General features: G+C 66.4%; 23 protein-coding genes and 1 riboswitch. Of the genes, 13 read left to right on the forward strand and 10 right to left on the reverse strand.

Translation table 11 applies throughout. The annotated features are described in order from the left end of the window. The coding region (locus ABZ293_RS27715; RefSeq protein WP_355185337.1) for a GNAT family protein at positions 1-360 on the forward strand (360 nt) is incomplete at its 5' end. A gap of 122 nt (positions 361-482) precedes the next feature. Here the strand turns inward: ABZ293_RS27715 and ABZ293_RS27720 are convergent. Then, the gene (locus ABZ293_RS27720; RefSeq protein WP_355185339.1) at positions 483-608 is read right to left on the reverse strand and encodes a hypothetical protein; all 126 of its coding nucleotides are present in this window, start codon (positions 606-608) and stop codon (positions 483-485) included. Between the two features lie 619 nt (positions 609-1,227). On the opposite strand from ABZ293_RS27720, the gene ABZ293_RS27725 reads away from it, so the two are divergent. Then, complete coding sequence (locus tag ABZ293_RS27725; RefSeq protein WP_355185341.1) at positions 1,228-1,473, forward strand: hypothetical protein; 246 nt, start codon at positions 1,228-1,230, stop codon at positions 1,471-1,473. A 331-nt stretch (positions 1,474-1,804) separates the two neighbouring features. On the opposite strand, the gene ABZ293_RS27730 is transcribed toward ABZ293_RS27725, so the two are convergent. The 4 genes from ABZ293_RS27730 to ABZ293_RS27745 form a co-directional block, all read right to left on the reverse strand. Further along, positions 1,805-2,386 (reverse strand): DUF6461 domain-containing protein, encoded by a 582-nt coding sequence (locus tag ABZ293_RS27730; RefSeq protein WP_355185342.1) that lies wholly within the window; start codon positions 2,384-2,386, stop codon positions 1,805-1,807. 300 nt (positions 2,387-2,686) lie between these two features. Beyond that, positions 2,687-3,820, reverse strand: coding sequence for an MFS transporter (locus ABZ293_RS27735; protein ID WP_355185514.1), 1,134 nt, complete (start codon positions 3,818-3,820; stop codon positions 2,687-2,689). Positions 3,821-4,318: 498 nt separating this feature from the next. After that, on the reverse strand, positions 4,319-5,536 hold the full coding sequence (locus tag ABZ293_RS27740; RefSeq protein ID WP_355185344.1) for an NADP-dependent isocitrate dehydrogenase: 1,218 nt from the start codon (positions 5,534-5,536) through the stop codon (positions 4,319-4,321). A gap of 289 nt (positions 5,537-5,825) precedes the next feature. Then, positions 5,826-7,319: an MFS transporter gene (locus ABZ293_RS27745; RefSeq protein WP_355185346.1), complete on the reverse strand. Its 1,494-nt coding sequence runs from the start codon at positions 7,317-7,319 to the stop codon at positions 5,826-5,828. 134 nt (positions 7,320-7,453) lie between these two features. Between ABZ293_RS27745 and ABZ293_RS27750 the strand changes: the two genes are divergently transcribed. From ABZ293_RS27750 to ABZ293_RS27760, 3 genes are all read left to right on the forward strand, one after another. Then, positions 7,454-8,206, forward strand: a complete 753-nt coding sequence (locus tag ABZ293_RS27750) for a TetR family transcriptional regulator (protein WP_355185348.1) — start codon at positions 7,454-7,456, stop codon at positions 8,204-8,206. A 43-nt stretch (positions 8,207-8,249) separates the two neighbouring features. Then, positions 8,250-8,360: riboswitch (SAM riboswitch) on the forward strand. A gap of 86 nt (positions 8,361-8,446) precedes the next feature. Then, positions 8,447-9,796: a bifunctional o-acetylhomoserine/o-acetylserine sulfhydrylase gene (locus ABZ293_RS27755; protein ID WP_355185349.1), complete on the forward strand. Its 1,350-nt coding sequence runs from the start codon at positions 8,447-8,449 to the stop codon at positions 9,794-9,796. Between the two features lie 38 nt (positions 9,797-9,834). After that, on the forward strand, positions 9,835-10,947 hold the full coding sequence (locus tag ABZ293_RS27760; RefSeq protein WP_355185516.1) for a homoserine O-acetyltransferase: 1,113 nt from the start codon (positions 9,835-9,837) through the stop codon (positions 10,945-10,947). 133 nt (positions 10,948-11,080) lie between these two features. Here the strand turns inward: ABZ293_RS27760 and ABZ293_RS27765 are convergent, their stop codons facing one another. Then, positions 11,081-11,500, reverse strand: a complete 420-nt coding sequence (locus tag ABZ293_RS27765) for a hypothetical protein (RefSeq protein WP_355185351.1) — start codon at positions 11,498-11,500, stop codon at positions 11,081-11,083. Between the two features lie 76 nt (positions 11,501-11,576). Then, positions 11,577-12,260: a helix-turn-helix domain-containing protein gene (locus ABZ293_RS27770; protein ID WP_355185353.1), complete on the reverse strand. Its 684-nt coding sequence runs from the start codon at positions 12,258-12,260 to the stop codon at positions 11,577-11,579. Between the two features lie 163 nt (positions 12,261-12,423). Here ABZ293_RS27770 and ABZ293_RS27775 point away from each other — a divergent pair, with 163 nt between their 5' ends. Further along, entirely contained in the window at positions 12,424-13,371 is a 948-nt protein-coding gene (locus ABZ293_RS27775; protein WP_355185355.1) for an oxygenase MpaB family protein, read from the forward strand. 249 nt (positions 13,372-13,620) lie between these two features. On the opposite strand, the gene ABZ293_RS27780 is transcribed toward ABZ293_RS27775, so the two are convergent. Further along, a complete protein-coding gene (locus ABZ293_RS27780; protein WP_354960166.1) occupies positions 13,621-13,998 on the reverse strand; it encodes a helix-turn-helix domain-containing protein in 378 nt (125 codons plus the stop codon). 69 nt (positions 13,999-14,067) lie between these two features. Here ABZ293_RS27780 and ABZ293_RS27785 point away from each other — a divergent pair, with 69 nt between their 5' ends. The 4 genes from ABZ293_RS27785 (at position 14,068) to ABZ293_RS27800 (ending at position 17,483) form a co-directional block, all read left to right on the forward strand. Continuing rightward, positions 14,068-14,712: a nitroreductase family protein gene (locus tag ABZ293_RS27785; RefSeq protein WP_355185357.1), complete on the forward strand. Its 645-nt coding sequence runs from the start codon at positions 14,068-14,070 to the stop codon at positions 14,710-14,712. Positions 14,713-14,840: 128 nt separating this feature from the next. Beyond that, positions 14,841-15,833, forward strand: a complete 993-nt coding sequence (locus ABZ293_RS27790) for a zinc-binding dehydrogenase (protein ID WP_355185359.1) — start codon at positions 14,841-14,843, stop codon at positions 15,831-15,833. A gap of 35 nt (positions 15,834-15,868) precedes the next feature. Then, positions 15,869-16,216, forward strand: coding sequence for an EthD family reductase (locus tag ABZ293_RS27795; protein WP_355185360.1), 348 nt, complete (start codon positions 15,869-15,871; stop codon positions 16,214-16,216). 223 nt (positions 16,217-16,439) lie between these two features. After that, on the forward strand, positions 16,440-17,483 hold the full coding sequence (locus ABZ293_RS27800) for an RNA polymerase subunit sigma-70 (protein WP_355185518.1): 1,044 nt from the start codon (positions 16,440-16,442) through the stop codon (positions 17,481-17,483). Between the two features lie 66 nt (positions 17,484-17,549). On the opposite strand, the gene ABZ293_RS27805 is transcribed toward ABZ293_RS27800, so the two are convergent. Further along, positions 17,550-17,702, reverse strand: coding sequence for a hypothetical protein (locus ABZ293_RS27805; RefSeq protein ID WP_355185362.1), 153 nt, complete (start codon positions 17,700-17,702; stop codon positions 17,550-17,552). 268 nt (positions 17,703-17,970) lie between these two features. Between ABZ293_RS27805 and ABZ293_RS27810 the strand changes: the two genes are divergently transcribed. Further along, positions 17,971-18,507, forward strand: coding sequence for a hypothetical protein (locus tag ABZ293_RS27810; RefSeq protein WP_355185364.1), 537 nt, complete (start codon positions 17,971-17,973; stop codon positions 18,505-18,507). 39 nt (positions 18,508-18,546) lie between these two features. Here the strand turns inward: ABZ293_RS27810 and ABZ293_RS27815 are convergent, their stop codons facing one another. After that, positions 18,547-18,792, reverse strand: a complete 246-nt coding sequence (locus ABZ293_RS27815; RefSeq protein ID WP_354960176.1) for a DUF3017 domain-containing protein — start codon at positions 18,790-18,792, stop codon at positions 18,547-18,549. Positions 18,793-19,068: 276 nt separating this feature from the next. Here ABZ293_RS27815 and ABZ293_RS27820 point away from each other — a divergent pair, with 276 nt between their 5' ends. Together ABZ293_RS27820 and ABZ293_RS27825 are read left to right on the forward strand one after the other, a co-directional pair. After that, positions 19,069-19,614, forward strand: coding sequence for a carboxymuconolactone decarboxylase family protein (locus ABZ293_RS27820; protein ID WP_355185366.1), 546 nt, complete (start codon positions 19,069-19,071; stop codon positions 19,612-19,614). Positions 19,615-19,660: 46 nt separating this feature from the next. Next, positions 19,661-20,125, forward strand: coding sequence for a tRNA (cytidine(34)-2'-O)-methyltransferase (locus tag ABZ293_RS27825; RefSeq protein WP_354960157.1), 465 nt, complete (start codon positions 19,661-19,663; stop codon positions 20,123-20,125). Positions 20,126-20,127 lie beyond the last annotated feature (2 nt).

The following is a 20,127-nucleotide window of genomic DNA, read 5'->3' on the forward strand; positions in this document are numbered from 1 at the left end:
GCGAAGAACTTCGCGGTCTGCTCCGAGGTGAACAGCGGATCCTGGCTCGGCCGGACCTACCACGGCCAAGGCATCGGAACGGAGATGCGGGCCGCAGTTCTGGAATTGGCCTTCGCTCATCTCGGGGCCGACTCGGCGGTATCGGGCGCGTTCGAGGACAACATGGGCTCGCACGGGGTCTCACACAAACTTGGGTACGAGCAGGACGGGCTCGAGGTGCACGCGGTCCGGGGAAAACCAGCCGTGATACGACGGCTGCGGCTGACCCGCGCTCGATGGGAAGCCCATCGGAGCGTGCCGGTGGAAGTGACCGGGCTGGCGGAGTGCCTGCCACTGTTCGGAGTCTCGACAGAACCGTGACGATACCGTGTAGGGCGTCGACCTGGCGATTTGGTGTCAGAACGCACATTCGCGCGGAATCCGGCGCTAACGATTTACCGCAGATAATGGGGCTTGTCGCGCTGCAACCGAGCACCTGACGCCTACGCTCGACGCGCCGCCTGGACCGTGCGGGTGAACAACAGCACGCCGAGCACGGCCAACCCCGCGCCGACCGTGGCCGGAGCGGTATAGCCGAGATCCGCCGCAACGGCGATGCCGATCGACATCGCCGCGATGGCCCAACGCCTCACAAATCGGGGTTTCTCGCCGCGGATTCCATGGACTATTTCCGCGACGGCCGGAACCTGTTGGTGGCTCACCTCCGGCGGGAGCCCATTCCGCACCGCGAGACCCTGACGCAGCGCATCGAGGACTACGCGGCCAAGGCCCCGGCCCTACCTATCCCTAGCTTCGCGCGAGTTCCCCGCATCCGAGACGTTCACGGCGTGGATCAACCCCCGGCGCATTCTGCTGAAGAACCCGGCAAACGGTCGTTCATCCATGACAACAGCAACGCCACCCGACGGATGAAGACCAACCCAGGACAGCCCGATAGCGGCCATGTCGAGCCGCTGGACGGACTTCCGGACTTCGCCGAACGAAATCGCCCAGGAACGAGGAGATCCCGCAGGGCTTGGGGAGCCGGACACCCGTGGTAAGACCAGAACTTCGCTGCGGTATCCCACGAAAAATGGGGCGTTGGAAATCATGGCGTTTCGATCCGGCCGATCGAGGCTACCGTCTACCAGGTCTCGATTCCGCGCTTGGCGCTGGACCGGACAGAGCCGCCTGTGCGACATGCAGCGCGGCCATGGACACCTGTTTGCGGAGAGGATCTGTGGGGTAGTGCGAATCATTGCGAACGTTGCTGTGCTGACTGCGATTTCAGCGGGGATGCTGGCGGGCGTCGGCGCTCCGGCGACGGCCATGGTCGTCGACCGGCCCGGCGAGGCCGCACTGGTGGCGGGGACGACGGGGTCCAGCTCGGGCTCTGCCGGACCCGCGCTGAATGCGCTGCTGTGTGCGCTGCTAGGTGGTGTCACCGGCTCGACCGAGACGACCCCACCTCAGTGTCACCTACCCACCGCCTAGGCCACAGGAAGGACAGTGCTGCCTGTCCCCTGCTCCATCATCATCGTCTGATGCGCTGTTGTTGTGCTGGTGATTTCATGTCGGCGTGACTGATGTGGGTGGGCCCGACTACGGGCGTTTCGGTGCGTTGTCCCGCATGGAACTCGAACGGTTCTGCTACCTCGATGACGAGGACCGAAGGTTGATCGCGGCGAGGCGCCGTGACTACATCGGAAGCCGAAGCTCAACGCGCGCTACTGATCCAGATGATCGAAACCTTCCAGGAAGTCGGCTGACCGTCCTGTGCTTCCGAGGCGAGGAACGGCGGCGCGCGTGATGAGTGACTCGGCGGCTACCGCGAGGCTGGGGGCAGGAGCCGGCCGCTGAGGACGGGACGTTCGTTGAGGTCATCCAGAGGCACCCCGACGCCGAGGTTCTCGGCAAGCCTGTAGAACATTCCGAGGGACCCCCAGGGACCGTATTCGTCTTCTTCGGGTCGGGCACCGAGGGCCTGCATCTCGGTGTCGAAGCGGTGCGGGTCACTGCCGGTCCGGTCGGCTGGGGCGAGGCTGGTAATGGTGTTGATTCCGGTGATGAGGCGGCCGTCCTCGGCGTACCGGAACACCACACCCGGTTTCTCGTTGGCGTTCAGCACCAATGCCGCGGTTCCGATCGAGGCGCGCAGCACCAGGCCGCGGTCTTCGACGCATTTCCAACTACCGTGCTCCCACGCCCAGGCCCAGCTTCCGTAATGCCCTGCGCTGACCACATATCCGCCGTCTGCGTAGAGAAGCCCGCCCAGCTCGGAGTGGAAGTCATCCGACTCGCGCACCGCCACCGTGTGTTGGTCGACGCCCATCCGCTCCAATAGCTCCCGGGCGTTGATCTGACGCGCGAAGGTGAGGCTGAGTAGCGGCAGATCCCTGTCGTACATCCACCCAAGTCCACCGGTCATGGTGTTCACGACGCCCCCGGTTCGTTGATCGCGATCAAGGTCAGGAAACACAGTCCATGATCATGAACCCAAGCGTCGTCATCAGCTGAAGCAGTCACAGCGGCTGACACTGCCACGAGCCACCGACATCCATGGCCGGGCCCGGATTCTGTTGGAGGCGACCGCCACCCCGATCACCACGGGCCCCGAACGCGGTCGGCTCTACGCCGCGATGGTGGCGGCCATGCCAGGACCAGTCGGGTGATTCCGCTCGTCGTGCTGCAACCGAGCACCTGACGCCTACGTTCGACGCGCCGCCCAGACCGTGAGAGTGAACAACAGCACGCCGAGGACAGCCAGCCCCGCGCCGACCGTGGCCGGAGCGGTATAGCCGAGATCCGCCGCGATCACGAGCCCACCCAGCCACGCGCCCGCGGCATTGGCGATATTGAGGGCGGCGTGATTGAGCGCCGCGGCAAGTGTCTGCGCGTCGGCGGCGACATCCATCAGCCGGGTCTGCAGAGCTGGCGCGAGCGCGGCGCCCGACGCGCCGATGAGGAAGGCGCCGACACCCGCGGTATACGGATTGTGCGCGGCGGCAACGAATCCCGCGAGAATGACCACCATGGCGATCATCGAGAGGTAGATCGCCCGGTCGACGCCGCGATCGGCGAGAATGCCGCCGACGATATTGCCTGCGACCATGCCCAGACCGAAGAGCATGAGCACAAACGGAACCAGACCCAGCCGCATGCCCGCCACATCGGTCAGCGTGGTGGCGATGTAGGTGTAGACGGCGAACATGCCGCCGAAGCCGATCGCACCGACCAGCAGGGTCAGCAGTACTTGCGGGCGACGGAGTGCGCCGAGTTCGGTCATCGGATTGGTGATCCGGATGCCGTGCAGTTCGGGAACGAACCGAATGAGGGCGGCGACCGTGACGATGCCGATCACCGCGACCACCACGAAGGCGTCGCGCCAGCCCAGATGCTGGCCCAGCCAGGTGGCGCTGGGAACGCCGACGACATTGGCGGCGCTCAATCCCAGCATAACCGCAGCAACCGCCTTTGCGCGCTGCCCGACCGGAGCCAATGTGGCGGCGGCCAGTGAGGCGACGCCGAAGTACGCGCCGTGCGGCAGGCCGGAAACGAATCGGGCGATGACGAGGGTTTCGAAGGAGGGCGCGCCAACGGTCGCCGCATTTCCGATGGTGAACGCCACCATCAGGGCAATGAGCAGACGTTTGCGCGGCACCCGCGCGGCCAGCGCGGCGATCACCGGAGCTCCGATGACCACGCCGAGCGCATAGGCCGATACCGCATGCCCCGCGGTCGGCTCGGATACCCTCATGGCGCTGGCGATATCGGGCAGCAAACCCATTGTGACGAATTCGGTTGTGCCGATTCCGAATCCGCCGAGGGCCAGTGCCAGCATCGCGGGAATATGCCAGTCCGTCCGTTCGGCCTCGGCGCGTGCTGGGGTCTGGGTGGCAACGGAACCGGTCACGTATTCATGTAACCGCCCGGCGACTCCTGTCGCTTCCCGGGTGGACGTGAGTTCCCCCACGTCAGCATTGAGAATTCGGACGAGCCACGGCCGCACCGTGCATATCGGGCAGCCCGACGGCAACATGTCGCCTGCGGGCACCCAGCAGGAAGATACGGATCACGTGAAGGGCCGCCGCACGCGCGGGTCGCGGAAACAGTGCGGGCACCCATACCACCGTCGTGGTGCAGGTGCCCGGCTCAACGCCGATGCTCCGCACAGTAGGTGGAGCCCGGCTTTCACATCAGCCTGTTCGAGCGACAACTAATTTCGCTCGAACACGGGTAACTCGTCGGGGACGCCCCGACCTCAGCCGCGCACTTACCGGCAGCCCGGTGCGAAGATCTGCACCGACGACCGGCAAGAGGCGCGGAGAGGCGGGGAAGCTCAGCGCAGGGCGCGGGCCAGGTTGGCGTCGAGCGCACCGAGGAATTCCTCGGTGGTCAGGTAGCCCTGGTCGCCGCCGACGAGCAGCGCGAGGTCCTTGGTCATCTGGCCGCCCTCGACGGTCTTGATGACGACGTCCTCGAGGGTCTGCGCGAAGCCGATCACCTCGGGGGTGTTGTCCAGCTTGCCGCGGTGCTCGAGGCCGCGGGTCCAGGCGAAGATCGACGCGATCGGGTTGGTCGAGGTCGGCTTGCCCTGCTGGTGCTGGCGGTAGTGCCGGGTGACGGTGCCGTGCGCGGCCTCGGCCTCACAGGTCCTGCCGTCCGGGGTGAGCAGCACCGAGGTCATCAGGCCGAGCGAACCGAAGCCCTGGGCCACGGTGTCGGACTGCACGTCGCCGTCGTAGTTCTTGCAGGCCCAGACGTAGCCGCCCTCCCACTTCATGGAGGAGGCGACCATATCGTCGATCAGGCGGTGCTCGTAGGTGAGGCCCGCGGCGTCGTACTGGGTCTTGAACTCGGTGTCGAAGACTTCCTGGAAGGTGTCCTTGAACATGCCGTCGTAGGCCTTGAGGATGGTGTTCTTCGTCGACATGTACACCGGGTAGTTCTGCTGCAGCCCGTAGTTGAGCGATGCGCGCGCGAAATCCTCGATGGACTTCTTGAAGTTGTACATGCCCATGACGACGCCGCCGTCCTCGGGCATCTTCACGACCTCGTGCACGATCGGCTCGCTGCCGTCTTCCGGGGTGAAGGTGAGGGTGACCGTGCCGCCCTGGAACACCTTGAAGTCGGTGGCGCGGTACTGGTCACCGAACGCGTGACGGCCGATGATGATCGGCTTGGTCCAACCGGGGACCAGACGCGGCACATTCGAGATGATGATCGGCGCGCGGAAAATGGTGCCGCCGAGAATATTGCGGATGGTGCCGTTGGGCGAGCGCCACATCTTCTTCAGGCCGAATTCCTCGACCCGGGCCTCATCGGGGGTGATGGTGGCACATTTGACACCGACGCCGTGCTCTTTGATGGCGTTCGCGGCGTCGATGGTGACCTGGTCGTCGGTCTTGTCCCGATACTCGATACCGAGGTCGTAGTACTCCAGGTTCACATCGAGATAGGGGTGGATCAGCTTGTCCTTGATGAACTGCCAGATGATCCGGGTCATCTCGTCGCCGTCGAGTTCGACGACTGTGCCTTCAACCTTGATCTTGGACATGGATCTTCGTGTCCTCCTAGGATGGTGCCCTCATTGCACGGCCAGGCGAACACGCTTGTGAGCGGACCCCAGCTGTTCCAACAGACAACGTATATGTCCCGCGTTGTCCGCGGGACATGTGGTGCAAACAAGACAAGCGTACTGCTGCCATTGACCGCACCGCGCGGGCAGCCCCCCATGTGAAGACGCTCGAAATTGTTACCGACAAGTAGGTCGGCAGTGACGTGCACCACCGCGAAATAGCAATGTCCGGGTATCCCGAAGGACACCCGGACCAGCTATTTCATGATCAGACCGCGAGCGGAATCCGCGCGCCCTCCTCGGATCCCTCGATCAGGTTTTCCGGCTTGTCCCGAATCATCAACGCGATCACCGGAATTGCGGCGAGGAAGAATCCGGCGCCGACATAGAACGCGACGTCGTAGCTGTGGATCGAGGCACGGGCCATCAGGTTGTCGACCGTCGGGTTGTTCTGCGCGAAGGTCTTGGCCGTCTGCACCGAGATCGTGGTGAGCAGCGCGGTACCGACCGCACCGCCGACCTGCTGGGCCGCGTTCAGCAGCGCACTGGCCACACCCGAATCCTCCTCCTCGACCTGATGCAGCGCGACGGTCTGCATGCCGACGAACAGCGGGCCCATGCCGAGGGCGATCAGTACCTCCGCGGGCAGCACAGTGGCCGCGTAGCTGTCGCCGAAGCTCAGCTGCGCCAGCCACACCAGCCCCAGCACACCGAGCGCGGCACCCGCCACCATCAGCGGACGCGGGCCGAGCTTCGGCAGCAGCGCACTGGTGACACCGGCGGAGATCGCGATGCCCGCCGGGAACGGCAGGAAGGCGAAGCCGGCCTTCAGCGACGAGTAGCCGAGGGTGATCTGGAAGTAGTAGCTCAGGAACAGGAACATCGCGAACATGGCGATCGGGATCAGCAATGCGGCGATGAAGGCGCCGCCGCGGTTGATCTCACCCGGAATATGCAGCGGCAGCAGCGGATTCGTCGAGCGACGCTCGATGACGACGAAGGCGATCAGCAGTGCGACACCGACGATGAGCAGCCCGAGGGTGCTCCCGGCCAGCCAGCCGTCCTCGGCGGCCCGGCTGAATCCGTACACGATGGCGATCAGACCGAGCGTCACGGTGACCGCACCCGGCACGTCATAGCCGCCGGTACGCGGGGTCGGCACATCCTTGACCACGAACGCCAGCGTGCCGAGCAGCGCGAGCAATGCGACGGGGGTGTTCACCAGCAGGCACCACCGCCAGGAGGCGTACTCGGTCAGTGCGCCACCGATGATCAGGCCGAGCGCCGCGCCACCCGCGGAGATTCCGGCGAAGACGCCGAAGGCGGTCGCACGCTCCTTCGCCTCGGTGAAGGTCACCGAGAGCAATGACAGCGCCGCCGGTGCGAGCAATGCCGCGAACGCACCCTGCAGCGCACGCCCGGCAAACAACTCGGCGCCGTTCTGCGCCAGACCGGCCACCGCGGATGCCCCGGCGAAGCCGACCATGCCGACGATGAAGACTCGCCGCCGCCCCATGTAGTCGGCCAGCCGTCCGCCGAGCAGCAGCAGACCGCCGAAGATCAGCGTGTATGCGGTGAGCATCCACTGCCTGTTGCCGTCGCTGATATCGAGATCCTGCTGCGCGAAGGGCAGCGAGATGGTCACGATGGTGGCGTCGAGAACCACCATGAGCTGGGCGAATGCAATCACCCCCAGCGCCAGCCAGCGCGTCGAGCTGGCCTGTCTTTCCGGAACTTCCACCACTGTCGCGGTCTCGCTCACTGTCTTCTCCTAGCCGTCCGATGTCGTGTCGCCATCCTGTCATCGACAGACATTTGTCGTCAAGAGAAAAATGTCGCACTCGGACATTTGACCGTAAAGGACACGAAATGTCCCGATTGCGATAGCATGGGGACATGCTCGAGTCATCAACGCCGATCGTCGCGAGCGCCGCGGCCAACGATGCTGTGCGCGCCACAGCAAACCAAAACCCAGGTTCATCTCCCGGCGGCGCGAGCGTGGGATTGCGCGAACGCAAGAAGCAGCAGACCCGGCTGCGCATCATCGAGGTCGCATTGGACCTGTGCGACGCACAGGGATTCGACGCGACGACGGTCGAGCAGATCGCGAACGGCGCGGACGTATCACCGCGCACCATCAACCGATACTTCGACAGCAAAGAGGACATCGTCCTCGGGCCGGTCAAGGATTTCGGCCTGGCCATCGCCGAATGCCTGCGCGGACTTCCGGTCACCGGCAATGAACTGCAATCGCTGCGCGAGGCATTCCTGCAGGTCGTCGATCACGCCGCGGAAAGCGTCGACGGCCCCATCTCGTTCCGGCGCTTCCAGCAGATGCAGCGGATCCTGCGCAGCAGCCCGACGGTCAGCGCGCAGAGTATGGAACTCGCCGACGATAAGCACGCCGCGATCGCCGATGTGATCGCCGAGCGACTCGACACCCAGCCCGACGCGCTGCCGGTGCGACTGGTGGTCGGCGCGTGGCAGCTGATCGGTCATCTCAGTATGGAATGCACGAACTCGATCTTCGACGATGCCGACGCCTCGGCCGCCGCTGCCGACGCCCGCAATGCGTTCACCACATCATTCGACGAGTTCATGCGGGTATGCACCGGGCGCACCGACGCCGCCGCGGCGGAAAACCGGTAACGGATTTCGGCCGACGACCGCACTCCGGTTACCATGTCGGTCAGGTCATGAGTGCCAGCGCGAAGCCCCGGCTTGCTGGACGGCAACCCTCCAGCTGCGGTGGGGTGCTCCGGGTGATGACCGGGCTCTCGAAAGCCGAGAGCAAGCGCGCACTTCAGGAGGTTCCCGCCATGTGTTGTTGTTGTACGTCACCCGCATCCCATTGAAACCTGCTGGCGAACAACCTCTTTGGAGCAAGTCATGAGTGACCCCAACGCGTCCGCGACCGATATCGATGCCGCCGGAACCGATCCGGCGCAGTGGTCCTTCGAGACCAAGCAGATCCACGCGGGCCAGACCCCCGACGAGATCACCGGCGCACGCGCACTCCCGATCTACCAGACCACTTCGTACGCCTTCCGTGACACCGATCACGCGGCCGCACTGTTCGGGCTGGCCGAGCCGGGCAATATCTACACCCGGATCATGAACCCGACCCAGGACGTGGTCGAGCAGCGCATCGCCGCCCTGGAGGGCGGTGTGGCCGCGCTGCTGCTGGCCTCCGGTCAGGCCGCGGAGACCTACGCGATCCTCAATCTCGCGGCCGCTGGCGATCACATCGTCTCCAGCCCGCACCTCTACGGCGGCACCTACAACCTGTTCCACTACTCGCTGCCCAAGCTCGGCATCGAGGTGTCCTTCGTCGAGGATCCGGACGACCTCGAGCAGTGGCGCGCGGCAATCCGGCCGAATACCATGGCCTTCTACGGCGAGACCATCGCCAACCCGAGCAGCGCGATCTTCGATATCCGCGGCATCTCCGCGATCGCACACGCGGCGGGCCTGCCGCTGATCGTCGACAATACGGTCGCGACCCCGTATCTGATCCGGCCGCTGGCCCACGGCGCGGACATCGTCGTGCATTCCGCAACCAAGTACCTGGGCGGGCACGGTTCGGCGGTCGCCGGCGTGATCGTCGACGGCGGCACCTTCGACTGGACCGTGCGCGACGCGCAGGGTGAATCCCGCTTCCCCGGTTTCACCACCCCGGACCCGAGCTACCACGGCGCGGTCTTCGCCGATCTCGGCGCTCCGGCCTTCGCACTCAAGGCACGGGTGCAACTGCTGCGTGACCTCGGTGCGGCGGTATCGCCGTTCAACGCGTTCCTGATCAGTCAGGGCATCGAAACACTGAGCCTGCGGCTGGAGCGTCACGTCGCCAACGCACAGGCGGTGGCCGAATTCCTGAGCACACATCCGGCCGTGGAATCGGTGTTCTACGCGGGCTTGCCATCCTCGCCGTGGCATCGACGCGCCGCCGAACTGGCGCCGAAGGGCGCGGGCGCGATCGTCGCGTTCGAGCTGCGCGGCGGCGTCGATGCGGGCAAGAAGTTCGTGGACGCGTTAGCCCTGCACAGCCATGTAGCTAACATCGGGGATGTGCGTTCTCTGGTAATCCACCCGGCGTCGACGACACACTCGCAGTTGACGCCCGCTGAGCAACTGGCCTCCGGCGTCACCCCTGGGCTGGTCCGGCTCGCCGTGGGTATCGAGGGGATCGATGACATCTTGGCCGATCTGCGAGCCGGTTTCGCGGCGGCCACGACGTGACTGTGAGTGCCGACCCGAGTACCGCCCGTTCGTCCGCGGTGGCCCTGCCACCGCCGGACGGGCGGCTCGGCATCATCGCCATCGGGGATGTGCGGCTGGAGAACGGCGCGGTCATCCCGGACGTCCATCTGGCCGTGCAGCGCTGGGGCGAGCTCTCCCCCACGCTGGACAATGTGGTGCTGGTCGAGCACGCGCTGACCGGTGACTCGCACGTAGTCGGGGTGCCCGACGATATCCACCCGCTGCCCGGCTGGTGGGACGGCATGGTCGGCCCCGGTGCGCCGGTGGATACCGACGAATGGTGCGTCATCGCGACGAATGTGCTCGGCGGCTGCAAGGGCAGCACCGGGCCGTCATCGCTGGCGCCGGACGGAAAGCCCTGGGGCGCAAGGTTTCCGGAGATCTCCATCCGCGATCAGGTGACCGCGGAAGCGGCGCTGCTCGATCTGCTCGGCATCGAGCGCCTTGCCGCCGTCGTCGGCGGTTCGATGGGCGGCATGCGCGTGCTGGAGTGGATGGTCGGCGCTCCGGAGCGGGTCGGATCCGCACTGGTGCTGGCCGTCGGCGCACGCGCCACCGCCGACCAGATCGGCACGCAGACAACGCAGATCGCCGCCATCAAGGCCGATCCGGACTGGCAGGGTGGCGATTACCACGACACCGACCGCGCCCCCATGACCGGCATGGGCATCGCTCGACGCATCGCGCACCTGACCTACCGGACCGAGGGCGAACTCGATCACCGCTTCGAGAACCACGCGCAGGGCGATGAGGATCCGTGGCACGGCGGCCGCTACGCGGTGCAGAGCTACCTGGACCACCAGGCCCAAAAGCTCTGTAGCCGTTTCGATCCCGCCACCTACGTGCTGCTCTCCGAGGCGATGAACCGGCACGATATCGGCCGCGACCGCGGCGGCGTATCGGCCGCGCTGGCCGCCACCCCGGTCCCGTGCGTGGTCGGCGGTGTCGATTCCGATCGCCTGTACCCATTGCGAACCCAGCAGGAATTGGCCGACGGCCTCCCCGGCTGCGAAGGTTTGGAGATCGTGCACTCCCGCGACGGACACGACGGCTTCCTGACCGAAGCGGCAGCGGTCTCGAAGCTGCTGACCGAAACCATGCGCCTGGCCCGAATCGGCCGCACCCACTGAACTCTCGCCGCGATAGTCGGCGGTTCGACATCGGTGCCGCCACGCGACTCCGGTCTGTCCGCGATCGGTTGGTCGGACAACAGCGCCCCGGGCCGGACTGCTGGGCCCGGGGGCTATTCGGCGTTCGGGTGGGTCAGCCGAAGCTGCCGGTGCTCGGCTTGCCGGTGACGTCGATGGTGATGATGTCGGTGGTGGAGGCGTAGTCGTGGTTGCCGGTTGGGCGCTCGAAGGCGCAGGCGCCGCGGACGTGTACCTGGCCGGTCGGGAGGTTGCCGTTGCCCAGGGAGGTCTGGACCATCTTGCCGTCGGCGATGGCGAAGGAGGTGGGGTTGTTGCCGCCGAAGATTTCGCCGGTGTCGGCGTTGTAGACCCAGCACACGCCACGGTCGTTCGGGTTGTGGAACTTCGCCGAGACGGTTCCCGTCAGCGCGAAGACCTCTTCCATCACCGGGGGCTCCAGCCCGCTGGCAGTGGCGGTGGCGCCCGAGCCGAAGGCGATTGCGAAGGCCGGAAGCGCGGTCAGCGCGAGTGCGGGAAGTCGTCGATTGGTCATGATCGAGATCATGCCATTTCCATCGGCGTGCCCATGTCTTCCGGGCTGGGAAACCTAATCGAGTTGGACCGCAACATTATTCAGCTCGCGGTGTGGCTGCGTCGGGCGCGCCGACGAGCAACTGCACGATGGAGCGGACGAAGCCTTCGAGTCGCTCGCGGGGGTATTCCTCGGGTGCGCTGACCGCGAGCCTGCCGAGCATTTCCGCAACGCTCAATAGCGAGTTCGTGAGCAGTCCGGAATCCATTCCCGCCCAGCGCGAATCGACCGCCATACCCATGCGCACCAGCGACTCGGCCTGATCGAAGACGCCGGTGCGCGAATCGACAAGTGCCGCACGGTATTCGTCGGGGGCAGTGCCCGGTCCGGCGAGGATAAGCCGCCAGCGCGTCGGATTCTCCAGTGCGACACCGACAAACGCCGCAACAGTCGCGGAGGCGACCACGACGGGATCCGCGCCGAGCAGATCGGTCGGCAGCGTCGCGGCCACCTGCTCCAGGCCGCGCTCGCGTTCGCGTTCCAGTAGTGCCGCAACGAGTTCGGCGCGCGTCTTGAACACGGTGTACAGCACCGGTTTTCCGACACCGGCCTCGTGCGCGACCGCCTCCATGCTCAGTTCGTGCAGTTCCATTCGGCTCAGCACCGCGTAGGCGGCGTCGAGCAGTTGGGCGCGACGCTCGTCGGGCGGCAGGCGGGGCGCGTATCGCCGTCGCGGGCGGTCCGATGCGGCCTGCTTCGGCACGGAACGCGATTCGGTCACTGTCGGTTCACCTCCATTCCGCGTCCATCCTGTCAGCACCGGCCAGGGATTCGGAATTCGTCCACAGATAAATGCTACGGGTCCGTTGTATTGTCCGATCACAATTGCTACGGTTGCGTTGCATTCGCCGCTCAGGGAAGGCGAGCAGGCAAAGGAGCAGCAGATGGCCTTCGATCCGACCACACTTCGCCGGGACGACTACGGTTTCTTCGGCCCGGATTCGCCCAGTTGGAAGATCTGGACCGCACCGACCGCCGTAATCGGCTTCCAGCGCGCGGTCGTCCTCGAGCATTTCGATCCATTTCTGACCGCGGCCGTCGCCGACTCGCAGGGCATCTACACCGATCCGCGCAGCCGCCTCGACCACACCTTTGCCTACTTCCTGCTCGTCGCGATCGCCGACGGCCGCACCGCCATCCAGGCCGCGGAACACCTGATGCAGGTGCACGCCGCGATGACCGGCATCGAACCGATCAGCGGTCAGCGCTACAGCGCGAACAGCCCGGAAACCCAGCTGTGGATCCACATCACCGGCTGGCATTCGGTACTCAAGGCTTACGAGGTCTTCGGACCAGGGCCGCTCGGCCCCGAGGAGGAGGCGCGCTACTGGCAGGAGTGCGCGATCGCCGCCGAGCTGCAGAGCTGCAAGCCGGAGGACGTGCCGCGCTCGCGCGAGGAGGTGCGCGCCTACTTCGCGAAGGTCCGCCCGCGCCTGTGCACCTCCGAGCGTGCCGAGGAGGGCATGCATCACCTGCTGTGGACCTCCCCGCACAATGGCGCCGGGATCAGCTATGCCCTCGGCAGTCGGTTGCTATCGCTGGCTTCGGTTGCCACGCTGCCGAAGTGGATGCGTAAGCTCGGTCGCTTCGATCGGCCGGAACTCGTGGATCTAGCGGTTCGCCCGGCCGCCAAGATCATCGTGTGGGGCACGAAGGCGTTCAACTCGTTCGGACTGATCGTCGCCGCGCCGTACATCGCGCCGATGGCGGGTCAAATTCTGGAACAGCATCTGAAGGGCGAATCGCCGACGCGACCGGAGACGGTTACGCCGAGCGAGGCGCGGCGGTTGTACGGCGGGCGTGGGCGACGTGCGGTCGGCGACGCGAGCTAGTGCTGCCCCCGAATTCCGTTCAGGGATAGTCGAACCGGCTGCCGAGATGGCCTGTGTGCGCGACGAATTCGCTGCGGAATTCGCCTGATGCAGCGCATCCATCCTCCGATGGTCCGACCGCATCGTCCGGTCCGGCCGCCAGGGCGCAACACGGTGGCGTCGACCGCCGCAGGGGCCACCTGGTAGCCGGGGTGGATGTCGTACAGCTACGAGATATGTTGCGCAGCTGGCGAATCCGCATTCCACCGGTCAGCCCGCAACGCGGCGGCGAGCTTCCTCGATGCGATTGATGTTGACCTCGATCCAATCACGCAGCGCGGCAATCGGAGTGCGCAGGCTGTGGCCGAGGTCGGTGAGGTCGTAGTCGACGCGCGGCGGAACCGTGGGATGCACTGTGCGCGTGACGAATCCGTCGGTCTCGAGTTGCCGCAGCGTTTGGGTGAGCATCTTCTGCGAGATGCCCTCGATGCGGCGGTGTAGATCGGTGTAGCGCATGGTGCCGTCGGCGAGGGCGTCCACGATCAGCACGGTCCATTTGCCCGCGACATGGTCGAGCACCTGTCGGGTGGGGCATTTCGCCGAGTAGACATCGGCAGGCAGCCCACTGGCCTCGATCACCGTACGCACCTTTCGGAGTGTAGCGCACTATCAAGTGCTGTCTTCCCAATAGTGCGCCACTCTCCAATAGTAAGAATCATGAACGCACAGACACTTTCGGTTCCCGCCGCGATCCGCACTCGCCGCACCACCCGCCACTACCGCCCGGAGCCGGTGCCACCCGAACTGCTCGAAGAACTGCTGGACCTGGCGGTGGAGGCGCCCACCGCCTGGAATATGCAGGACCGTTCGATCGTCGTGGTGACCAGCGCATCCGGTCGCCGCGAACTGTCGAACGCCGCCTTCGGCCAGCCGCAACCGCTGGAGGCGCCGGTGGTGCTGGTCTTCGTTGCCGAGACAGCAGCCTGGGCGGCGGAGAACGCCGATATCGCCGAACTGGCCGGTCGCAATGGCGCGTGGAATGCGGAGTTCACCGCGATGTTCGCCGCGCGCGCCGAATTCCACTCGCTGCGCGAGCGCGGACTGCTCCGGGAGAACGCCGTGAAGAATGCGATGATCGCCGCGACCTACGTCATGCTCGCCGCCACCAGTCTGGGCCTATCGTCCGCACCGATGAACGGCTGGGACCCGGATCTGGTCAAGCAGGCCATCGGCATCGATGACCGGCCCGACCTCGCCATCGCGGTCATGGTCGCGATCGGCTACAGCAACACCACCCCGCCGCACCCGGGCCGTCGCCCGCGCGAGCGCACGGTATTCACCGAGCGCTATCCGTCGAACTGACTCCGCATTCGGCCCCGACGCGTCGGGGCCGAATCCTTTCGGCGGCGGCCGGGGTCTACATGGTGGAAGGAGCGGCCCGCTGGACGGGCCGGTCTCGATCATGCACCGAGAAAAGGAAGCCGATCACGATGAGCATCCCCGCCACCATGCGCGCCCTGCAGCAAACCTCCTTCAACGGTCCGCAGGACATGCGTCTGATCACCGATGCGCCGGTGCCGGTCCCCGGCCGGGGCGAGGTCCTGATCCGGGTCGCCGCTGCGGGCGTCAACTTCGCCGACATCGCGAAGGCCTACGGCACGTTCCTGGGCGGCCCGCAGCCGCCGTACCTGACGGGTTTCGAGGCCGTCGGCGAGGTCGTCGCAGTGGGCGAGGCGGTCACCGCCCCGCAACCGGGGGCCCGTGTCGTCGGCGTCGGAGACGGCGCTTTCGCCGAGTACATGGTGCTGCCCGTGGCCGCGGCGGTGCCGGTGCCCGCGGGCTGGACGGCACCGCAGGCGCTGGGTCTGGTCGTGAACTGGCCCACCGCATTGGCCGCACTCAGGCCGCTGGGCGGCATTGCCGCAGGGCAGACCGTGCTGATTCAGGCCGCTGCGGGCGCGACCGGCCAGGCCGCGGTCCGGATGGCCGAGCACTACGGCGCGACGGTCATCGGCACCGCCTCGCCGGGCAAGCACGAGACAGTGCTGGCACTGGGCGCCGACCACGTGCTGAACTCCCGCAGCAGCGACCTCGCCGCCGAGGTGCTGCGGCTTACCGGCGGCGCCGGTGCCGATCTGGTGCTGGAGTCGGCGGGCGGCGCCACCTTCGCCGCCAGCCTGGCCGCCGCCAAGCGGGTCACCGGCCGGGTGGTCGTCTACGGCGTGGCGGGCGGCCAAGCCGGGATCACCAACTGGGAGTTGGTGTACAAGCACCAGGTCCACATCATCGGTCTCAATATCGGCGTGCTGATCCAGGCAGCACCGCAGATCTTCGGTGAACTCATGGGTGAGCTCTCCGCACTCATCGCCACCGGCGTGCTCACCCCCGGCCGACCCACCGCGTACGACCTGGCCGACGGCCCGAAGGCGCTCGCAGAACTGGGCGCCAGGGCCACCGTCGGCAAACTGGCTCTGCTGCCCTGAAACCCGGCCATCCCTCGAGCTGAGGAGTACAACAAGTGAGCACAGAGCTGGAGAACCAGCGGATCACCGGGCAGCTGGCGCGATTCGTGGTGATGTACGACAAGCCGTCCGATATCGAGGCGTTCGAACGTCACTATCGCGAGGTCCATATTCCGCTGGCCAAGCAGCTTCCCGGCCTGCGGCGATACACGGTCAGCCACGATGCGACGCCGGTGATCGGCGAGCCCTACTACTTGGTGGCAATGCTCGACTGGGACGACATGGAATCGCTTGGCGCGGCGCTGGGCTCCGATGCGGGCAACAGGACGGCCGACGACGCCATCACGAATCTGTCCCGATACAGCACGATTCGCGGCATGATCGTCCAACTCGACGACATGTGATCGCCCCGTGCCGATCGTCGGGGCACCCCGTAACGTCACGGGCGGTTGCCTCCGCCTGAATGCCGGCTGACCTGGGGTTCGATTCCTTCGCCGCGGCGTGGCGGTCGTAATGGGGGACGGTCCCGACCAGCGGGGCCGGTCGTGAGAAGGAGCAGCCCATGGTGTGCAAGCAGTCGATGGTGGTGCAGTTGTACCGGCGGTTGCCGGTTCCGGCGGCGGACCTGTGCTGGACGGCCCGACGCCGACCCGCAGACCGGCTCAGGCTCGCCGCATGACGTCGCACGCGCGGACGGCACCGAACCGAGATCACTTCGCCGCCGAGACCGAGCAGTTCCGCCGGGAGCTGTTGGCGCACTGCTACCGCCTGGTCGGCTCGGCGCACGATGCCGAGGATTTGGTGCAGGAGACCTATCTGCGGGCGTGGCGGTTCTACGGCGGCTTCGACGGCCGCGCGTCGATTCGGTCCTGGCTCTACAAGATCGCCACCAATGTCTGCCTGACGGCGTTGCAGCGGCAGCGGATCCGGGTGCTGCCCTCGGGGCTGTCCGGTCCCTGCGACGGACCCGACCGTCCGCCGAGTTCCGTTGCGCCGGACGAGGTCTCGTGGCTGGAACCGCTGCCGGACAGCTGGATCGCCCCGGCCGACGACGATCCGGCCGCAGTGGTGGTCGCACGCGAATCGCTGCGGCTGGCACTCATCGCAAGCCTGCAGCACCTGCCCGCCCGCCAGCGCGCGATCCTCATCCTGCGCGAGGTGCTGGCGTTCTCCGCGGCCGAGACCGCGGAGATCCTCGACACCACCACGGCCGCGGTCAAGAGCGGTCTACAGCGCGCCCGCGCTCGGCTCAATGAGCTGGAGCCGGAGCCCGAGGAACTGCTCGAGCCAACCGACCAGCGGGCACGCGCGCTACTCGACGGCTATATCGCGGCCTTCGAGCGCTCCGACGCCAACCTGTTGGAACAGGTGCTACGGACGGACGCCACGCTGGAAGCGACGCCATTCCGCGAATGGCAGGCGGGCCGGGCGATGTGCATCCAGATGCTCGACGCGTACGTGCTCGGCACGCCGGGCGACTGGCGGATGATCCCCACCACCGCCAACGGCCAACCGGCAGCCGTTGTGTACCGCCGGGACGGGGATGGCGAACTCCGGGCGAGCGGCACCGTGGTGCTGGCCCCGACCGCCGCCGGTGTGTCCCGGGTGATCGCGTTCGAGGATCCCGCACTGGTCGCGACGTTCGGATTCCCTGATGTGCTCGCGGACTGATCCTGGCTCGGCGTACCGACGGCACACCGGGGCGACCGCCAGCACGATCCAGCGCAGCGGTGGGATCTACTCGGTGGCGGCGTCTCGGGCGTGGCGGCGGCGCGGCTCCGCCCGCGGTGGACGCATCGCCGCGGCGCGACCGGCGTCGGTATTCGGCGGCGGGGTGTCCTCGGCCTGACCGGAGGCCGGACCCGCGACGCGGTGCATGCTCGGCGGCATGCCGCAAGAACGAGCCCGCGGGGCTGGTCGCCGGCGCAGCACCCGACGCAGGGCGTTCCGCCAGTGGGTTACGTCGGAGGGGTGGTGTCGCGAGGTGAAAGTCGTTGCGCCTCAGCCGACATCGCGGATTGGCGGTGACATATAGGCTGCACCTCGGCCTATGGATGCCGCCTTGACGGAGCGAGTCGCCGATGGGCAGACTGGGCCGATATCGCGCCCGGTCGAGTCGACGGGCATTCCGGTTCATGGACGAAATTGGGGGTAGACCATGGGTATTCACCGTGCCGTCATGATGTTCGCGCTGCTGGGCGCGGTATTCACCGGTGCGACGGCGTGCTCGGACGAGCCCGCCGCAACCAGCCCGGTAGCGGTGTCGACCACGGTGGCCCCGGCGCCGACCGCCCTCGGCCCGCTCGGCTTCGGCAAGCTGCGACTCGGGATGAGCCGCGCCGAGGCCGAGGCCACCGGGGAAATCGCCGCCTTCGCCGACACCAACGATCCGCCCGGCTGCGGCCGATACACCGCGCGCGCGGGCTGGCAGGGATTTACCAACAACGGCGAAATAGTCGCGATCATGCCCGGCAGACTTGCGGCCCACACCCCCGAGGGCATCGGCGTCGGCTCCACCGTCGACGAAGTCCGCGCCGCCTATCCGACGCTCGAGATCGGCTACAACTGGAGCTCCGCCGCGGTCCCTGACCACTCCGCACACTACGGCTTCCTCGGCATCTACCGGAATATGCCGGCCGATGCCAAGGTCACCCAGCTGATGCTCTACAACGACAGGGACACCTGCCACAACTAGTGTGTCGGCACCGCCGGATACGGCGAAAGTCGTTGCGTCTCAGCTGACGCCGAGGGTGTTGATGGTGGCGGCGATGAAGACGATGGCGGCGCCGAGAATGCTCAGCGCAGCAACATCGAAGGGCTTGCTACGCACCGCGAGCAGTCCGACCCGCGCGGTCGGCAGGCACAACCGGAATGTGGCCGCGAGCAGTGTCGCACCGCCGAAGAACAGCGCGCCACGACGCCACCGGTCCCAGGCCACGAAGACGACCGCGAGCAGAATGACCGCCGTCACAACCAGCATCGGCAGGTGGCAGCGCAGGAACTGCTCACCAGGGCTGTTCCTGTCGGACTGCCGCTCGCTGGCAGTCGAGTCCACGTCGGTCACGCCCCGATTCTTGCAGACGGCCCGCCGCCGCTCGCAGCAGTACGATGCGTCGGCGCATCCACGCACCGAGTGGCTGTTCATAGCTACTGTCCCGCAATAGGTTTCGTGGCGAGTCACACAGACATTGCCCTCACCTACTACGCGGCGTAGTTTCAACATGAAGAATCCATCCGGCACAAGGGGGTACGGACAATGCGAGCACTGACCCGGATTCGGCACTATGTACGGGCGCTTCGGCAGGCGAAACGGAACCGATCCGACCTGTTCGGCTGGCTCATCCGCCGTCCACAGATCCTGTTCGGCACGGTCGGTTACGAGACGGCAATGCTGTTCAGCAACCAATTGGATCCGAAGCTCAAGGAACTGGCCGAACTGAAGACCGCCGGGCTGGTGAACTGCGAGTTCTGCCTGGATATCGGCTCGGCACTGGCGCAATCGAGCGGTCTCACCGAACAAAAGCTCGTCGACCTGCCGCGCTACCGCACCAGCGATGCCTACACCGACCTGGAAAAGCTGGTCATCTCCTTCGCCGAGGCCATGACCGCCACCCCCGCCGTCGGCATCGACGACCTGCGCACCCAATTGCTGACCCACCTGTCCAAGGCACAGTTTGCCGAGTTGGCGGCCACCATCGCCTGGGAGAACCAGCGCGCCCGCCACAACCAGGGGCTCGGCGTCCGCCCAACCGGTATGGCCGAAGCCGGGGCATGCGCCCTGCCAGAGCGCCCGGCGAAGTAGACCACGCCGTTCCCGGCCAGCCCGGCCGACCTGGTTGACTGCACTGGTGTTCCGTCTGATGTTTCACGAGCCAGTCATCCCGGGTAATACCGGCAATGCGATTCGCCTGGTCGCCGGCACGGGGTGTGAGCTGCATCTGATCGAGCCATTGGGGTTCGATCTTTCGGAGGCGAAGTTGCGGCGGGCGGGATTGGATTACCACGATCTGGCTTCGGTGACGGTGCACAAGAATCTCGCGGCGGCATGGGATGCGGTGCGGCCCGAGCGGGTGTTCGCGTTCACGACGCAGGCCAGCAGGCGGTATACGGATGTGGCGTATCGCGAGGGTGATGTGCTGCTGTTCGGCACCGAACCGACGGGGTTGCCCGCGGAGGTGCTCGACGATCCGCACGTCACCGACCGACTGCGCATTCCGATGCTGCCTGGTCGCCGCTCGATGAACCTGTCCAATGCTGCCGCCGTCACCGTGTACGAGGCTTGGCGCCAGTCCGGTTTTCCGGGCGCGGTATAACG

Origin of the sequence: Nocardia sp. NPDC005998 (genome assembly GCF_040614395.1) — a bacterium.
GTDB lineage: Bacteria > Actinomycetota > Actinomycetes > Mycobacteriales > Mycobacteriaceae > Nocardia.

Bases quoted from the DNA above. Each gene is read 5' to 3' on its own strand.
- ABZ293_RS27720 (WP_355185339.1), bottom strand. From the start codon at position 608: ATGTCGATCGGCATCGCCGTTGCGGCGGATCTCGGCTATACCGCTCCG.
- ABZ293_RS27730 (WP_355185342.1), bottom strand. From the start codon at position 2,386: ATGTACGACAGGGATCTGCCGCTACTCAGCCTCACCTTCGCGCGTCAG.
- ABZ293_RS27735 (WP_355185514.1), bottom strand. From the start codon at position 3,820: ATGCTGGCACTGGCCCTCGGCGGATTCGGAATCGGCACAACCGAATTC.
- ABZ293_RS27740 (WP_355185344.1), bottom strand. From the start codon at position 5,536: ATGTCCAAGATCAAGGTTGAAGGCACAGTCGTCGAACTCGACGGCGAC.
- ABZ293_RS27750 (WP_355185348.1), top strand. From the start codon at position 7,454: ATGCTCGAGTCATCAACGCCGATCGTCGCGAGCGCCGCGGCCAACGAT.
- ABZ293_RS27755 (WP_355185349.1), top strand. From the start codon at position 8,447: ATGAGTGACCCCAACGCGTCCGCGACCGATATCGATGCCGCCGGAACC.
- ABZ293_RS27765 (WP_355185351.1), bottom strand. From the start codon at position 11,500: ATGACCAATCGACGACTTCCCGCACTCGCGCTGACCGCGCTTCCGGCC.
- ABZ293_RS27775 (WP_355185355.1), top strand. From the start codon at position 12,424: ATGGCCTTCGATCCGACCACACTTCGCCGGGACGACTACGGTTTCTTC.
- ABZ293_RS27785 (WP_355185357.1), top strand. From the start codon at position 14,068: ATGAACGCACAGACACTTTCGGTTCCCGCCGCGATCCGCACTCGCCGC.
- ABZ293_RS27790 (WP_355185359.1), top strand. From the start codon at position 14,841: ATGAGCATCCCCGCCACCATGCGCGCCCTGCAGCAAACCTCCTTCAAC.
- ABZ293_RS27805 (WP_355185362.1), bottom strand. From the start codon at position 17,702: ATGCCGCCGAGCATGCACCGCGTCGCGGGTCCGGCCTCCGGTCAGGCC.
- ABZ293_RS27810 (WP_355185364.1), top strand. From the start codon at position 17,971: ATGGGTATTCACCGTGCCGTCATGATGTTCGCGCTGCTGGGCGCGGTA.
- ABZ293_RS27815 (WP_354960176.1), bottom strand. From the start codon at position 18,792: ATGCTGGTTGTGACGGCGGTCATTCTGCTCGCGGTCGTCTTCGTGGCC.
- ABZ293_RS27820 (WP_355185366.1), top strand. From the start codon at position 19,069: ATGCGAGCACTGACCCGGATTCGGCACTATGTACGGGCGCTTCGGCAG.